This window comes from Parabacteroides sp. HGS0025, from assembly GCF_000969845.1.
In the GTDB taxonomy this organism is placed as follows: Bacteria; Bacteroidota; Bacteroidia; order Bacteroidales; family Tannerellaceae; genus Parabacteroides; species Parabacteroides gordonii.
The window spans coordinates 514,722-531,347 of the sequence record NZ_KQ033903.1 but is presented as its reverse complement, the minus strand read 5'-3'; the positions used below and the strand labels follow the sequence as shown (position 1 = coordinate 531,347).

Sequence of the window (16,626 nt, the reverse complement as noted above, 5' to 3'; positions counted from 1 at the left end):
GGCACGGTCTTTAAATATAACGTTATGGAATTTCTACTTGTTGTACTGATCGTTGTCGTCTGGGTCAGCTTGTATTCACATATAAGTAAGATGAATGTTCACACGGATGCTCTCCGGAGAGATATTTATAGTCTGAAAAAGCTGGTGGAGTCTCGGCTGGAAGAGATAAAACGGCCGGAAACGACAAGTGTGACGGAATTGACGGAAGAGATGCCGGAAAAGACTGTCGTGGAGGAATTGGTGCCGCCTGTTATTGAGGTGCCTGTTGAGGTTCCTGTAGAAGCCGCTACCGAATACTTACAGAAAGAGATGGTGAGCGGAACGGTTGCCGAAGTACAACCGGAAAAGAAGAAGGTCGTTCCACAGCCTGTCATCAAACCCTTTGGACTGGTTAAGGAGAAAAAGAAAGTCGATTATGAGAAGTATATCGGAGAGAATCTGTTCGGGAAGATCGGTATCCTTGTATTGGTGGTCGGCATGGGATTGTTCGTTAAATATGCGATCGATAAGAATTGGATCAATGAAGTTTTCCGTACGGTATTGGGCTTTGTAGTTGGTGGCGGATTACTGGTCTTGTCGCAGAGACTGAAAAATACCTATCGTACATTCAGTTCTCTGCTGGCGGGTGGTGCATTTGCCATCTTCTATGTGACGGTGGCGATGGCTTATCATTATTATGGCTTGTTCAGTCAGACAGCCGCTTTTGTTATATTGGTGGTTCTCACGGTGCTGATGTCTTTGTTGTCGGTCGTTTATAACCGGCGTGAACTGGCGGTGATCGGTTTGGTGGGTGGGTTTATCGCACCTTTCCTGGTTAGTAACGGAATGGGTAACTATCTGGTGCTGTTTACTTATCTAACGATCCTGAATGTGGGAATGTTCGGATTGTCGCTCTATAAGAAGTGGGGAGAATTGCCGGTGATCGGTTTTGTGGCTACTTATGTGATCATGTTGGGGTATTCGCTGGTGGCTGACCTGGATATTGCCGGGGATATGCAATTGATACAGCTGCTGCTTTTCTCTACATTATTTTATCTGATATTCCTGTTACCGGTCGTTTCGGTGTTGCGTACGGATAATAAGAAGGCTAATCAACCGTTGATGATGATCGTTGTGTTGAATAATTTCATCTATCTTTATTTTGCCTTGTGGTATCTGCATGAGTTGCATCTGCCGTATAATATTAAGGGGGCGTTTACTATGTTTATCGCTTTGGTGAATGTTTGTCTGGCTTATGCGATACGGGGGAAGAAATCGGAAACCGGTTATCTGTTTACTGCGTTGGTAGGCATGTTTCTGACATTTATTTCGATAAGCATACCTATCCAACTGGAAGGTAGTTTTATTACATTACTTTGGGCGACAGAAATGGTGGTTGTCCTTTGGTTGTTCATTAAGTTCCGCCAACCTGTCTATGCCTATTTTACGCAGTTGCTTCTTTTCCTGACGGTTGTATCTTTCCTTATGGATGTGGAGGATGTGCTGACTGACGGCTTTGTCCAGCCACTACTGTGGAATGGAACATTTGCCACCGGAATCTTTACCGGATTAGCTTTTGGTGTATTCGTTTGGCTGATGGAGCGGGAGAAGGTATTCTTTACTGAAACGTCGAATCTGAAATATATTCCTTTTAGTGTTATTTCGTTGCTGATGGGTTGCGGTATCGTTTATCTTTCATTTATAGTCGATTTCTATAGGAATATAACGGACGGGCCGTTAAGTAATTGTGTTTGCCTGGCATTTACCAATTTCGCTCTATTACTTTTATTGATCGGGTTGAGGAAGCGTTTTCCGATGGCACGTTTTTCTGTTGTTTATGCTGTGATGGCAGGATTTTCGGGCAGTTTATTTATCTGGCTTTCACGAGTGGCGAATGAATGTGGTGAGTCTTCTCTCTCCATCTTGCAATGGTCTTCTCTGTTTATTGTCGTTGCCCATCTGTTCTTCCTGGGAAAATGGTTTTACCGTTCGTTTAACTTCCGGCAGAAAAGTGCGGACAGGATGACCTTGTTTATTGCGGTTGTCTCTACTATCCTGTTTGCAGTTGCCGCATATAATATGTTGTATCTTTTCGGCTGGCAGAATGAATCGAGTGCAGTTCTTTCAATCTCCCTGAGTATTGCGGGCTTTGTGCAGATGGCGTTTGGTATGCGTCTGCATCTGAAAGTTCTGCGTATGATCAGTTTGGCTGTTTTTGGTGTTGTCCTTCTGAAGCTGGTCATTGTCGATTTGTGGTTGTTGCCAACAGTCGGGAAGATCATTGTCTTTATTATGTTGGGAGTAATCCTGCTAGTATTATCTTTCCTGTATCAGAAACTGAAGAAGGTGTTGTTTATGGATAATAAAGAGGAAGTTGGTTGATCCAGCTTCCTCGATATTGATTATTCTTTTTTGTTATTCTCATCATTGCTGTTTAATTGTATTACAGCTTTGGCATTTAAGGGGGTAACGACTTTTTTACCGGTCTCTTCTTCCAGTTTTAGTCTGGCATCCCGTGCAATATTTCCGCCCCGGCGTGCTACATCGGCATGTTCATTGAATGTATCAGGATTTTGTGTTTCTGATATTTTTGTGGTTGACAATTCGGCTAACATATTAAGCACTAGTTCAGTGTTAGTCATATTATCTCGTAAATTCTCTTTCTTCAGCCCTTTAAATTGTTTATATTCTTTTGCTGTTTTATCCGCCCATGTTTGGTAAATAATATCTGTGAGCGTGGCGAATTGTACCCCTTCCTGCAATCCATGCCGTTTCCATTCGTCGGTGAGTTCTTTACGTATTTCAATGCTTTTCAGACGCTGGTTGATCCAATTATCCGAATATCCTAACCGTTTATAGTCCTGCATAGCCTGATTGATCGATAGTTCCGGATCTTGTATCTGATCCAAACGTTCTTTAGCGATTTGGGCGATCCATAACTTGAATGGTTCAGCCTTAGGAGATGGGATACTTTGAATTAAGCGGAATAGTTGTTCGGTGGTGGCAACGTCTGTTAAGCGCATTTTTCCATCATTTGCAGTCATTTTCAAACTGTGACAGTTTGTCACGGTTTCATTTCCTTCATTTTTTAGTCTCTGTTTTAACTTTCTCCAATAGGCGTTTGGATCCTTACTGTCTGTTAAAACAGCGATTACATCAACGATTGAAAAATACCATTCTTCCGTTTCGTCGTCCCAAAGGGTACGAACTTTCTTTTCTTCAAAGAGCTTGATTGCATTTGTGTGAGTCATATTGTTATGGTTTTGTTTTTAACTCTGTAAAGATAGGATTATTTTATGGATAATGATGAAAATCTATTAACAAAAGAATAAATGCTTTTATAATTGCAGGTAGATGTCTGTCGATTCTAAATAGTTTATGATCAGCACCTTTCTGCTGATGCCTCAATATAAAATCTGTTGCCCATAATTATTAACAAACTTGCCGATAGTCGTCAGTAAGCTTACCCATAGCTATCGACAAGCTTGCTCATGATTATCGGCAAGCAATTACTTACCGATGTTTTTTTCTATTATCTGGCATGTGAATCTTATTACTTGCTGGCGTGTTTCCACTATCTCTGCAGATAACAGAAATGGCCCCTGAAAACAGGATAAATTCCCCACTTTTAGAGCAAATTTCGGGTGTGGCTACAAAATCTGAAAAAACTGGGTTTGTAAAGTGCTGGAAATGAGATGTCATTAAATTACTTATATATAATGTACACGCGTACATTATATATATAGAAATATGCCCTAATTGATTAAATTAAAGAAAATTACGAATGCGTCGGAATGACTAGAGAAATCGTTCCTTTTTTCTAGTCTACAAAATTAACTATAAGTTTCGTTTCTGCAACCATTTTCTAAAAATATTTTCTTTCTCTATATGCTTTCTTATCAACCGAATAGCAAAGTTTGTACGAAATGTAGCGTTCAGACGACGAACCAGATAAAGATGACTAGAAAAAAGGAACGTTTTAGCTAGTCATTTAGGGCTAAGACGCATGATAAGAAGTTTTCATTAACAATTAGTATTAATATTAAATTTAGAATTATGAACAAAAAGTTTTCTACGTTAGTGGCTGTCCTCTTGGCAGCCGGTGCTTGGACGACGCTGGATGCTAAGGTGATTGAAGTTTCAACACCGGCAGCTGGTAGTTCTTATTTGGTCGGTACGGGCATTAATGCAGATGAAAGTACTGAGTACACTTTGCTGTTAGCCGCTGATGGTACAGCTGCAAAAGCAGAAGCAGAGGATGTAACAGCTGAATCTCCTGTTTGGACATTAGCCGATGCAGGCGAGGGGCAGTATAAATTGCAGGCTGCAGATGGTAAGGTTTTTTATGCTGTAAATGGAGCGACTGAAACCGCTGGTGGAAAAAATTTAACTTTGTCTGCCGACGCAATTGAAAATTCGCTGCCAGTTTTGTTTACTATGGAAGCTGGTAAGCTAAAGTTGGCTAATGTTGATGCATTTGCAAACAATACTGATATTACAGGTGACCTGTTCTTCAAGATTGAAGCTTCTGGCTGTTCTCTTGATGCTACAGGTGTTGTTGTTGACTTCGGTGTTTATGCTTCAAACAATGAAAATGCTCTTCCTGGCTTCGATTTGAATACGAATGATGCAGGGCAGGTAGTGCTGACACCAGGAGCATTTGATGCTTCTGCAACTTACAAAGCTCCTGTTTATTTCCAAACAGCAGATGGTTATCTGACAGTTGTATCTGAAAAAGGTGAATTGGTAGTAAAAACATTAACAGACGCTCCTACTGCTGCACAATCATTCAATGCTTCTTGGGTATGGAAAGCCGGTAAATTGGTTTCTGTTGCTGCTGAAGCTGCAGAGGAAGCTGCTCAGTTGAAGGTAGTAAATACAAGTACAAAAGCAGCAGGTGAAGTAACTTACACATTGGCTAAAACAGGTTCAACTTTTGCTGTAACAGGTGGAGCTATTACTTCTACTGATGCTGGCAAATTAGCTGGAACTGCTCTTTATGCATCAGCCGCTGTAAACGCAACTGTTGCTCCTGAACCGAAAATTGATGTAACAGGTAGTCAGAATATTGTTGGTGGTGCATATGATCTGGTAACATCTGTTCCTTCTGGATATTGCGTTGTTACATTGGGTACTAACAAGTATCTGAAAGCTGGTGCAACAGTAACTGCTGAAACTGCTATTTCTGCAACTGATGTTGATGGTTACAAGAACTTCTTGTGGTCTGTAGCAAAAACAGAAGTAAACGGAAAAGTTTTCTATAGCTTCACTAGTTTAGCAGAAGATGCAAGTAAAAAACCTTATAAATGGACAGTAGGTACTGAAACTGCTTTTGAAGCAAATGAAGTATATGCTGGTCAGGGTATTACTTTGTCTGCTGGTGGTAAGTTAATTCAAGTAGATGCAAATACAGATGGTTCTGATGCTACTGCCGTTATCGGTTTCTATAACTCTTTCGCTTTGGCTTACACACAATCTGAATTGAATAACATACTTAAACCGGGCTTCGAGCTGACTGTTAAGTATGAAAAAGATGCAAAGAAAGACAAAACGATTGAAGGAGTAGACGTTCTGCAGCAGAAGATGTATCCGAAAGGCAACGCTACTGTTACTACAATGGAGTTGTGGAATAACGAAAAGTTAGACCAAGGTAAAAATGCTAAGAAATTAGTATTGGATACTAAAGCAACTGTAGGTAGCGACGTTACCGGCGAATTCAAATGGTTAACTCAGAAAGAAATCGACAAGGGTGCTGCTGGTCAGTATCTGTCTGATTTCCAATTGCAGCATGCTTTGGGTAATTCTAGTGAAATCTCTAAGTTGGTAGTTGTAAATAAAGGGAATGTTTCTATCCTGTTTAATGACAGCAAATATTATCTGACAACATCTGTATCTAAAGACGCTAAATTGCCGTACATCAAGTTGGGTGCAAGCAACATCTATGACGTTACGAAGTTGTTAGGACAATATCTGAACTTCTCTTATGCTGATACAAGAGCTAATGCAAAAGCAAATAGCGAAGAGTATAAGTATGCCGGCGTTTTGGCTATAACTAACGAAGATGGAAAAGATGCAACTAAAAATGCTGCAGACTATGTACCAGCAAACACAGTATTATTGTCTTCTCCGGAAGCACAGTGGGCTGTAGTTGCTGCTGATAAAGATGCTAATACCTTTACAATCCAAAACCGTGAAAGTGGTATTAAGATTGTAAATGTACAATTACGTGAAGAAGATGGCGATAAATTTGTTGTAACATCAAATAATACAATATTCAATGATGACCTTGTAACGCTGAACAAAACAGCAGCAAAAGGCCAGATCAACTTCGACGGTTATATGCAGACAACTGCAAATGTATTGAGAAATGAAGATTTCTATTTGGGTCAGTATCACGCTATCGAAGGTAACAACAATGCTTACTTCGTAGAAAACCATACAGACAAAGCAAGCCACCAGATCGGTATGACTGCTGAAAAGGAAAATGCTCAGAAATGGAACTTGAGTTTCGCAATGAAAGCTGACAATGAAGGTGAATATACGGAAGTTGATACTGTATTCATTTACACTACATTCGCTACATTGAAAGATGGTAAGATCATTACTGCTGGCGACGATGTTTTGAGAGATACATTAGCTATTCTTCCGTATGCATTCCAGAATGCTTCTAACCGCGAATTCGTTGATTTCAAAGCTGGTAAAGGCTACGATTTCTATTTCTGTGATCCAGACAACAAGACTAACGAAGATCAGGATGCTGCTCGCTTCGCTCTTAAGATCAAACCGAACGATACTTACAACTTCGTAAGAATTGCTCCGGCAACAAACGGCGATGCAACTCAACTGGACGATAACAAAGTATTTGTTGCCAACAGTGCTGACAAGGGTTCTTTGAAGAACATGCTGACTTATGCTGAAGATCAGAACTCTCTGATGGTTGTAGAAAAAGCCGATGCTCCTGAATATCATAAGATTGCTGCTGCATGGGGAGATACAATCAAATTGTTCCGTGACGAAAACAACTCACAGGTCGTTTACGAAAAACGTGATGATAAGTCTGTTGTAGCAAACGACACATTGAGCTTCCTGAACATCGACAATGTAAATCAGTTCAAAGTAAACCCGGCTATCTTTGCCGATACTGCTTATATCAACCGTGTAGATGCTGACGGCGAACTGAACACTTGCTACCAGTACTTACTAGCTGTAAATGTAGATCCTGAAAAGTCTTACTATTGCCCGTACAACGAAGAACATAATTCGGATGCATGGAGAGAAGCTAACGGTGGTCCTTGTGCCGATGCAAAAGAACATAGAGCTGTTTACGGTCGCTTCCTGATCAACCTGATCGATACTGCTAACGTTTACGGTGCAACTCACCTGCATAACAATCCGTACATTAACAATGTGGAAGCAGACGAAGATCTGGCTAAATTGTCATTCGTAGAAGGTTACCATATTGGTGATACATTGATCGTTACTCGTAAGGGTGGTGAAGCTGTTAAGTTGAGAATGGATACTCCTGACTTCAACGTAGCTAAGTTCGCTTTCCGTTATGTTGATAGCTCAGAAAAGATTTTCAAGATCCAGACTCAGTGGAAGCCGTATGCTCCGGAAGTTGAAGCTGATGAAATCGATGCAGCTGCTACTAACAACGGTTATCTGAAATGGGTGAACGGTACTTTGGCAGTAACCGGTAGATTTGACAACGGTGATGTATTCGGAATCGAAGAAAACTATGCTGGCAACCCGACTGCAAACGACGAAGTAACAGTTTCCGGTATCTCTGTAGTAGCTACCAACGGTGCTGTGATTATCAAGGGTGCTGAAGGTAAGAGGGTTTCTATTGTAAACGTTCTTGGTCAGACAATTGCTAACACAGTTCTTTCTTCTGACAATGCAGAAATCGCTGCTCCTGCCGGTGTAGTTGTAGTTGCTGTAGAAGGCGAAGCTGCTGTAAAAGCAATCGTAAAATAAGATTTTAAAAAAGTAATCTGTCACGCGGTTTTATACCAATTACCCCGTGAGGGCGAACAAGCGACAGTTTAATACTAAAGTAATAAAATAAAGTTCTTCTGTCAGTATTCCTGCGAAGGAAGAAAACAGACACAAAAAAAGCCCTGGAAGTTCTAAATTTCCGGGGCTTTCTTGTATCTTCGCATATCTATAACTTAATTTTAATAAGATAAAATTATGGCAAAAGAATTGCATTTTACAGTTGAGGGTGTACAGGGGGAGTTGACGTTAGAGTTGGCTCCATTCAAACAACGTCTGTATCAGGATGGTAGAGAAATTAAGCGGACAGGAACATTTAATCCGAAATACTTTGTGACCAATGCTTCCGGCGAACCGGAAGAGATGAAAATCGTTTTTGGACTAGACTTTGTACATGTCGTAGAGTTTCGCGGGAAAAAAATACCATTGGAAGAGAGACTGTCTACCCTCGAATATGTCATAGGTGCCCTTCCTGTCCTGTTGATCTTCCTGGGAGGATTGCTTGGCGCTCTGTTTGGGTTTGTGGGTGCGACGTTTACTTACAACTATATGCGCCGTGAAAAACGTTTACCATTGCAGTTACTTGTCTCTTTAGGAGTTTCTGTATTCTGTTATGTAGCCTATTTTATGTTTGCACTCTGTATACAGCTTTTATTGAAGAGCTAGTACAACCACGCACTCTTTTCTTGCGAAGTTTGTAAATTTGTGTAACTTTAACCGCCCGATAATAACTATTTGTACTATATACGGCGATTATCAAAAGAGTGTGAATAATGATGAGAAAATAAATTTAACTGACGAACAGATCTTTCGGGATCTGTTCGATCGGTACTATGTACCTTTATGTGTCTTTGCAGAACGTTATCTGGAAGATGAAGAGCAAGCTTCAGATATTGTACAGGAATGTTTTGCCAAGGTCTGGCAGAAACAGAAAAATTTTCAATATGTTTATCAGGTCAGGTCGTTTATGTATACCAGCGTTCGCAACTCCTGTCTGAATGAGTTGGAACATCGCCAGGTCGTATCGGGTTATCAGGAGACAACTGCAGCCCGTATGGAAGAATCCACTTTCCATGATTATCTGATAGAAGAAGAAATGCATCGCGTTGTGATGGAAGCGGTAGACAAATTGCCTCCCCAAAGCCGTAATATAATTCGGCTGGCCCTGGAAAATAATTCAAATGCAGAGATCGCCGAAAAGCTCTCCGTATCTAAGGAAACCGTACATACACTGAAGAAAGGAGCCTATAAGAAACTCCGTTCTTTCCTCAAAGAATACTACTATTACGTACTATTTATCTAATTTGGTTAAAAAAATCTTCAACGCCATTCACCCTGTTTTTGACTTCGCCTGTTTTACTTAATAAAAGATCACAGGAATGTTGGAACAAGACTTCTATATTGCAGCATTAATTGCTAAATCGATAACAAACTCTTTATCAGAAGAGGAAGCGCGGGAGCTGGAAAATTGGAAAAATGCTTCTGAACATAACCTTCGCTTGTTCGAGTCGATGTGCCGGAAAGAAAACCTGTATGAGTATTCCCTCCGGGCAGAAAAATATGATCGGACAGTCGGTTGGGAGCAAGTGCAGAAGCGTATCCGCATGACACGCCGCAAGAAGCTTTATACTGTTTTTTGGCAACACGTCGCAATTTTCCTGCTTCCTTTGATGGCTGGTGTTTTTACCTGGTATTTTACCCATGAAACAAAACCCGTTTTGTCAAAGACAGTGATAGCACAGTCTGTGCATATAACTCCGGGAGAGAGCAAAGCCGTCCTCACTCTTGGTGATGGGACAGTGGTAGGTCTTAACGCCGAATCCCGGCAGGAGCTGAATGAATCAGGTATACAGATCAATGTAGATAAAGCGGAACTGGCTTATGATAAGAAAGAAGCGGAAGCAATTCCGGCAGAAGTAACCTCCGAAGAAATCGTTTACAATAAAATAGATATTCCGCGTGGCGGAGAATATAAGCTACGCTTGAGTGATGGTAGTATGGTACACCTGAACTCCATGAGTTCTTTGCGTTATCCGGTTCGTTTTTCCGGAGAAGTGCGCGAGGTGGAACTGACCGGTGAAGCTTTTTTCGAGGTAAGCAAAAGTCAAACACCTTTTATCGTAAAGACTAAAGGTGTGGATATCCGCGTTTTGGGAACCACGTTCAATGTGTCTGCCTATCCTGAAAATCAGTATACTCAGGCTACTCTAGTTGCCGGATCCGTCCGGGTGGATACTAAAGAAGGCGGACAGATTATGCTGAAGCCCTCGCAGCAGGCCGAACTGGATAATCGATCACACGAACTGGTCGTTCGCCAGGTAGATGTCACTTTTTATACATCCTGGGTAAGCGGGAAAATCTATTTCAAAGACGAACGCTTGGAAGACATAATGAACACCTTGTCGCGTTGGTATGATATTCATGTTGTGTTTGCCGACAAGAGTAAGAAGGATCTGAGGTTCGGATGTAACCTGAACCGGTATGAAGAGATCGCACCTTTTCTGGAACTGCTAAATGCTACCGGAAGAGTAAAGACAAAGGTTCAGGGACGTGAAATAACAATCTATTAATCTGTATAAGTTTTGCTTAGTTTTTTAATTTAAAATATTATTATTATGGGAAAAGACAAAGAGAGCTTCAGGCAAAGCAGTGGGAAGAGAGTCCTCTGTATATCCGGTTTGGTCTGTTTATTTCTGACAACCGGGCTTGCACAAGCACCTGCCCGTTCAACTGTACGCAATGCTACTGCAACAGTAACCGTTACTTTCAGTAATGCCACACTGAGAGATGTGATCTGGGAATTGCAGAAGCAAACCGACTTTACATTTGTGTACAGTACTCCTGATGTGAAAGATGTGAAAGTGAGTAAAGTAGACGTTGTCAATGAAGATGTCTATAAAGTGTTGGACAGATGTCTGCGCAATACGAACCTGACCTATACGGTTCACGGAGGCGTGGTAGCCATTCGCCATACGAACGAATCGGGAAGCACTTCCGCCACACAACAGAAAAAGATGATACAAGGGAAGGTCTTTGATGAAACAGGTGAGACCGTTCCCGGAGCCAATATCCTTATTAAAGGCACGGTACAAGGTACTACTACCGATATGGATGGAAACTTTGCTTTGGAAGTGGAAGATGGTAAAAACATAACGCTCGTTGTTTCTTTTGTGGGATATAGCCCGAAAGAAGTGCGTGTTACCGGCAATAGCCCTTTAAAGATTGTCTTGGAATCGGAAGATATGCAATTGGAAGAGGTGGTTGTTACGGGTTACGGTACCTTTAAGAAATCAGCCTATGCCGGTTCAGCATCGACGGTAAAGACTTCGGAAGTGAAAGATGTTCCGGCAGTTTCTTTCTCGCAGGTATTGCAGGGAGCCGCTCCGGGTGTCCAGATCTCGTCTTCTTCCGGTCAGCCGGGAGCTGCGGCTTCTATTAATATTCGTGGTATGGGATCTTTCAATGCCTCGAACTCACCGTTGTATGTAATTGACGGTGTACCTGTTACTTCCGGTGATATAAGCAGTACAGGATCGGATGCAGGTATCGACGTTATGTCTACTATCAATACATCGGATATTGAAAATATTACCGTTATCAAAGATGCTGCGGCAGCGTCCTTGTATGGTTCACGTGCTGCAAATGGGGTAATCCTGATCACGACCAAACAGGGAAAAACCGGTAAGCCTGCCGTATCGCTGAAAGCCGACTGGGGTTTCTCTGATTTTGCGATGGATTTCCGCGAAGTAATGGGTGGGGAAGAACGCCGTAACCTGATTTACGACGGACTGATCGCAGACGGAATGGTTCATAAAAAAATGACGGAAGCAGAAGCCCGTGAGTATGCCGATGGTGAAATCGACAGCTATGCACCGAAACCCTGGTGCGGATATATCGATTGGGATGATGTATTGTTCCAGAAAGGCAGCCACCAGACTTATGAAGCATCTATCACCGGTGGTACGGACAAATTCAAATATTACAGTTCTTTAGGTTACCTGAAACAGGATGGTGTTGCCCTGAACTCCGGGCTCGAACGTATCACCGGTCGTGTAAATGTGGATTACCAGGCATCCAAACGTTTCAGCTTGGGTGTAAAAGCCCTGTTTGCCAACGTAAACCAGGATGTAAACGATGAAGGTACTTCTTATACATCTCCTTTCTATACATCTAAAAGTGCTGTTACGCCATCCGACCCGGTTTATAACGAAGACGGTAGCTGGAACCGCGAATTAATTCGCATCGCCGATCGCAATCCTTTGCTATCGGCAGTATATGACTATCGTCGTGAACATATTACCCGTGCATTTAATACGGTATATGCTCAGTATGAGTTTATCGATAATCTGAGACTGAAAAGTACGTTAAGTTACGACTATACTCTATCGAAAGGCGATCGCTGGTATGATCCGCGTACCTCCAACGGCGATGATCTGGGTGGAGATATGAAGAAAGTATTCTATGAATACCGGAAGTTGGTTTGGGAGAATGCTTTGAGCTATCAGACAACTATTGCTGACAATCATCATGTGGATGCGCTGGTCGGCTATGAAACGGATATGTTCGAACGCGACCATTTGTCCGGTGAATCTTCCAACTTTGCCCGTTACGATAGAAATGATGTGGAGAATGGTATGAAGCTGGAAGGAGTAGGCGGCTATGCCCGTGCTTATCGACTGGTTTCTTATCTGACACGTGTGAATTATGATTACAGGAATAAATATTATTTAGGTGGTAGCTATCGTCTGGACGGCAGTTCCCGTTTGTCAAGCGAAAACCGCTGGGGTAGTTTCTGGTCGGTTTCGGGAGCATGGAGAGCGATCGAAGAAGATTTCCTGAATGATGCTAAAGACTGGTTGAGTGATCTGAAACTGAGAGCATCTTATGGTGTGAACGGTACGCTTCCTTCTGATTATTACGGATATATGGGATTGAGTTCCATCAAAGAGGGCTATTTGGAAGAACCGGGTATTTTGCAGTCTCAACTGGAAAACAAAGATTTGTCGTGGGAAACCAACTATAACTTTAACGTGGGGTTGGATTTTGGAATATTCAATCGTCTGAATGTTACGTTGGAATATTATACCCGCCAGACAAAGAATCTGTTAATGGATCGTCCGGTTTCGATGACGACTGGTTTCGACAAATTCCTGATGAATATCGGTGAAGTGAAGAATCACGGTGTGGAACTGGAAATTCGTTCAACCAATATCACGAATAAGAATTTTAGTTGGAATACAACATTCAACCTGGGACATAATAAGAATGAGATCGTTCGTCTGGACGGTATACAGACGGAGATTGTAAGTGGCTCGCAGATACGTAAAGTGGGAATGCCTTACCGCACATTCTATCTGATCGAGTTTGCCGGTATTAACCCGGAAACAGGTGTTCCTCAATTCTATACCAATAAGGAAAACGCAGATGGTAGCCTGGATAAAACTGTTACGGAAGATCCGAGCGAAGCTTATCGTATTGCCACCAAACATGCTGATCCTGTAGTACAGGGCGGTTTGTCGAATACGTTGAGCTACAAGGGATTCGACTTGAACTTCATGCTGTCGTACCAGTTCGGCGGTTATTCCTATGATAACTGGGCACAGAAGACAGAACATGGCGGCGACGACCCGGAAGGAAACATTCCGGTTTATTACCGCGATCGTTGGCAGAATCCGGGAGACAATACAGATATCGAACGCTTCATTCTGAATGGCGATATATCGATGAAATCGTATGCTACGACCCGCCGCCTGCACAGTACAAACTTTATCCGTCTGAAAAACCTGACATTCGGTTATTCATTGCCGAAAGCCTGGACAAGCAAAGCCGGTATCGACAAGGTTCGTCTCTATGTATCAGGTAATAACCTGTTGACTTGGGCGAAATACGATTATTATGATCCGGAAGCCGTTAGCGCTGGAACTGCTATTTGGGGAACCCCGCCTTTACGCTCGGTTACTTTTGGGTTAAATGTTAATTTCTAATTATAAAGTCTACAGCATAATGAAAGTATTAAATTATATATTATCCGGTATATTAGTTCTGTCGGTTACTTCCTGTGGTAACGATTGGCTGGATTTGGAATCTTCAACAGAGATACCTTCCGAAGGCTCTTTGGAACGTTTGGAAGATTTTCAGTATTCGTTGAACGGAATTTATAGTGCTATGCAAAGTTCGGACGGTTATACCGGACGTATCGTCTATTATGGAGATGTAACGGCCGACGATATACAAGCAGCCAGTGCAACCAAACGTACGGGTACTTATTACCTGTTGAAATATACGAAAGATAATGCACCTTCCACCCTGTGGAAAATTCCGTATCAGCTGATCCGTAATGCGAATATCATTCTGGAAGAGATTGTAAATGTCCCGGAAACAGGAGATAATAAAGAGGAGCGCGCTGATATTATCGGCCAGGCATTGGCTATTCGTGCCTTATCATTGTTTGATCTGACCCGTATCTACGGTTATCCGTATGCGAAAGATAACGGTGCATCCTGGGGAGCCTGTATCGTACAGGATGTACGGCAGATTGACAGTAAGCCGGCTCGTAATACCGTGGCAGAGTGTTATGAAGCTGTTATTAAGGATTTGAATGATGCAATACCTCAGTTAAGCCCCGAGTTTAATTTCGGGAAGATGAACCGTTGGGGAGCGATGCTATTGTTAAGTCGTGCTTATCTGTATAAAGGAGATAATGCAAATGCGTTGAAGATAGCAGAGGAAGCTATCGCCGGGGTTGCCAAATACAAATACCGTTTATGGAGTAATGAAGAATACCCGACGGCCTGGGGAGACGAACGCAGTGCTTCCGATCCCGGTGAAGTGTTGTTTGAGATTGTGAATACAACAGTGGATAGTCCGGGTAAGGAAAGTATGGGGTACCTTTGCTGGCGTAGCGGTTATTCGGATATGATACTGACAAGCACTTTTTTTCAGTTGTTGAGCGAAGATCCGGACGATGTCCGTAACAAAGTATATGAAATTTATAAGGCTAAAGCTTATATTGATAAATACCAGCCGCAGAAGGGTGAAAACCGGGCGGATGCCAATATCCCTTTATTGCGCCTGTCCGAACTCTATCTGAATGCGGCGGAAGCAGCGGTTAAGCTGGGTAATAATGCTAAAGCTGTTGAGTATCTCGATCCGATTGTCAACCGTGCTAATCCGGAAATGACTGTTCAGGGTGAAACGGTCACGTTGGAACGCGTGTTGAACGAACGTCGTAAGGAATTGTTCGGCGAAGGACATCGCTTGTATGATGCTTTGCGTAATAACCAGACAATCGAGCGTAAGGATGTGAAGATAGACGTTATAAAAAGTACGAAACATCTGTCTATGACGGACGATGCGCAGAAATTCGACTGGAATTATTATAAAGTTGTACTTCCAATTCCTAAATTTGAGATCGATACGAATCCGAGCATTGCTGCACAGCAGAATCCGGGTTATTAATCTGATAATTGAAATATGAAAACTTTCCAATATAAATTTATATTATTGTTCGTTCTCTTGGCAAGCTGCTTAACGCAGCTGTCAGGGGCGGACAAAAAGCAGGAGAAGCATAAACTTTCTGCGGACGGGCCGTATTTGTTATACACTGCCGACGGAGGTTTCCGTTCGATCTCAGTGGATACGGCCGGGTTACTGAATGACCAAACCTATCGATCTGTTCCGAAGGGTTTCTCTTTTGATGTTTATTCGGATGAAGGAGAGAAGCTGTTCCCTGTTATTTTGCATAAGATAAAACGCCCAGAATGGAAAAGCAAACAAGCCGGAAAAATGCTTATTCTATCCGATCCGCATGCCAATTGGGAATGTTTTTCTTCCATATTGAAAGAATGGAAGGTCGTGGATAAGGATTATCGCTGGACTTTCGGTAAGAACCAGCTGGTTGTGATCGGTGATGTGTTCGATCGTGGAAAAGATGTGCTTCCGATCTACTGGCTGCTTTATAAACTGGAGAAAGAGGCGGCCGATGCCGGAGGACAGCTGGTCTTTTTACTGGGTAATCATGAAGGAATGGTGCTGGCGGGTGATTTACGATATACAAAAAGTAAATATATCCATCTGGCTGATACCCTGAATATTCCTTATCAGGAATTGTGGAACCGGCAGACTGAACTGGGACGCTGGCTGGGTACACGTAATACCATGCAGTTGATCGGTGAAAACCTTTTCGTCCATGCCGGTCTGAGCCTGAACTTTCTGGATAAGAACAAAAGTATCCCGGAGGTGAACAAGATCATGAGCGAGGGGCTGTTCCTCAGTAAGCAGGAACGCAAGGAAGCCCCTGGTGATATTGCTTTCATGTATGCTACTTATGGCCCGATCTGGTATCGCGGTATGGTTCACAGTGCCGATAGATATCACCCCCTATATCCGGAAGATTTGCCGAAGATATTCGATAAATATAAAGCTAAACGTTTGTTTGTCGGCCATACGATCTTCGATGATATTACTACTTTCTATAAATACCGGGTAGTTGCAGTCAATGTAGACAACAAAGAGAATATGAAAAAGAAACGCGGACGCGGTGTCCTGGTTGAAGATAACAAGATGTATGTGGTCTTTGATTCAGGGAAGAAGGAACTGATCAAAGAAGAATGAATCGGATATTGATGGATCAAAACCTATATGACGACTTCG

Annotated in this window: 9 protein-coding genes; 8 read left to right on the top strand and 1 reads right to left on the bottom strand. The window is 42.3% G+C overall.

The features are described 5' to 3' along the window. The first annotated feature begins 24 nt into the window (after window positions 1-24). The gene (locus tag HMPREF1212_RS19235) at window positions 25-2,361 is read left to right on the top strand and encodes a DUF2339 domain-containing protein (protein ID WP_046150723.1); all 2,337 of its coding nucleotides are present in this window, start codon (window positions 25-27) and stop codon (window positions 2,359-2,361) included. Window positions 2,362-2,381: 20 nt separating this feature from the next. Here HMPREF1212_RS19235 and HMPREF1212_RS19230 read toward each other — a convergent pair whose 3' ends face one another. Continuing rightward, window positions 2,382-3,230, bottom strand: coding sequence for a BRO-N domain-containing protein (locus HMPREF1212_RS19230; RefSeq protein ID WP_046150722.1), 849 nt, complete (start codon window positions 3,228-3,230; stop codon window positions 2,382-2,384). A gap of 805 nt (window positions 3,231-4,035) precedes the next feature. Between HMPREF1212_RS19230 and HMPREF1212_RS19225 the strand changes: the two genes are divergently transcribed. The 7 genes from HMPREF1212_RS19225 to HMPREF1212_RS19195 all read left to right on the top strand — a co-directional run bounded on the left by HMPREF1212_RS19225 (window position 4,036) and on the right by HMPREF1212_RS19195 (window position 16,587). Then, on the top strand, window positions 4,036-7,956 hold the full coding sequence (locus tag HMPREF1212_RS19225; protein WP_046150721.1) for a DUF6383 domain-containing protein: 3,921 nt from the start codon (window positions 4,036-4,038) through the stop codon (window positions 7,954-7,956). A 216-nt stretch (window positions 7,957-8,172) separates the two neighbouring features. Beyond that, window positions 8,173-8,640, top strand: a complete 468-nt coding sequence (locus HMPREF1212_RS19220; RefSeq protein WP_046150720.1) for a hypothetical protein — start codon at window positions 8,173-8,175, stop codon at window positions 8,638-8,640. Window positions 8,641-8,740: 100 nt separating this feature from the next. Continuing rightward, window positions 8,741-9,277 (top strand): RNA polymerase sigma-70 factor, encoded by a 537-nt coding sequence (locus HMPREF1212_RS19215; RefSeq protein WP_052725050.1) that lies wholly within the window; start codon window positions 8,741-8,743, stop codon window positions 9,275-9,277. 76 nt (window positions 9,278-9,353) lie between these two features. After that, window positions 9,354-10,544 carry a FecR family protein gene (locus HMPREF1212_RS19210; protein ID WP_046150719.1) on the top strand — a complete coding sequence of 397 codons (1,191 nt, stop codon included), beginning with the start codon at window positions 9,354-9,356 and terminating at the stop codon, window positions 10,542-10,544. Between the two features lie 45 nt (window positions 10,545-10,589). Then, window positions 10,590-13,958: a SusC/RagA family TonB-linked outer membrane protein gene (locus HMPREF1212_RS19205; RefSeq protein ID WP_046150718.1), complete on the top strand. Its 3,369-nt coding sequence runs from the start codon at window positions 10,590-10,592 to the stop codon at window positions 13,956-13,958. 19 nt (window positions 13,959-13,977) lie between these two features. Beyond that, the gene (locus HMPREF1212_RS19200) at window positions 13,978-15,432 is read left to right on the top strand and encodes a RagB/SusD family nutrient uptake outer membrane protein (RefSeq protein WP_046150717.1); all 1,455 of its coding nucleotides are present in this window, start codon (window positions 13,978-13,980) and stop codon (window positions 15,430-15,432) included. Between the two features lie 15 nt (window positions 15,433-15,447). Further along, the gene (locus HMPREF1212_RS19195; RefSeq protein ID WP_046150716.1) at window positions 15,448-16,587 is read left to right on the top strand and encodes a metallophosphoesterase; all 1,140 of its coding nucleotides are present in this window, start codon (window positions 15,448-15,450) and stop codon (window positions 16,585-16,587) included. The last annotated feature ends 39 nt before the right edge of the window (window positions 16,588-16,626 follow it).